The organism is Polaromonas sp. P1_G1, assembly GCF_056405595.1.
This window is the reverse complement of the sequence record NZ_JBFUBU010000114.1, coordinates 1-866: the sequence shown is the minus strand read 5'-3', so window position 1 is coordinate 866 and position 866 is coordinate 1. Positions and strand designations below refer to the sequence as shown.

The 866-nt window shown below is 63.2% G+C and carries 1 protein-coding gene; it reads right to left on the bottom strand.

Going from position 1 to position 866, the window contains the following annotated elements:
- The coding region (locus AC1D1Y_RS25955) for a VCBS domain-containing protein (protein ID WP_477684889.1) at positions 1-866 on the bottom strand (866 nt) is incomplete at both ends.

Genomic DNA, 866 nt, shown 5'->3' with positions numbered 1-866 from the left:
GCATTGCTGTTGTCCAGCGTATAGATGTAAGAGCCGTTGGCGTTCAAGACCAGAGAGCCATAGGAGAGGGTCACGGTAGCGGGGGTGACCGGGGTGGCGTTGGTGTCAGCGCCCACGGTATCGGCGCCAGTGCCGGTGAGCACCGAGCCTGTGACGGTGTTGGTCGCGGCGTCCTCGGTGATGGAGGCGGAGTCATTGACAGCGACGGGCTTGCTGTCGGTGATGACGATATCGAGGTTGTTGGCTGTGCTGGTGGCGCCCAGGGAATCGGTGACCGTGATGGGAAAAGCTGCGGTGACGGAGGCATTGGAGCTATGCACCACGGGATCAAAGGTATAGGAGACCTTGCCGGTGGCAGGAGCGTAGCCATTGAGCACCAGGGTGCCATCGGTGGTGGTGATGGAGACAGGCGTCGTGCCCAGAGCGGCGAGCTGAGCTGCGCTCAGGGTTGTGCCGCCCACGGAAATACTGGCCAGGCCGGCAGGCGCGGAGACGGTGAACTCACCGGGGATGGCGCCATCGGTCTCGGCGACCGTCTTGTTGCCCGCAAAACCTGCGCCGTTCTCATCGGGGACGGAGAMGCTGGGGGAGCCATCGGTGTGGCCATTGATGGAGATGGTCAGGGTGGCGGTGGAGGTGGAGCCATCGCCATCGGTGAGGGTGTAGGTATAGGAATCGGTCAGGGCAGGGCTGGCATCGTTGAGCGCATTGACCGTGGCATTGCTGTTGTCCAGCGTATAGATGTAAGAGCCGTTGGCGTTCAAGACCAGAGAGCCATAGGAGAGGGTCACGGTAGCGGGGGTGACCGGGGTGGCGTTGGTGTCAGCGCCCACGGTATCGGCGCCAGTGCCGGTGAGCACCGAGCC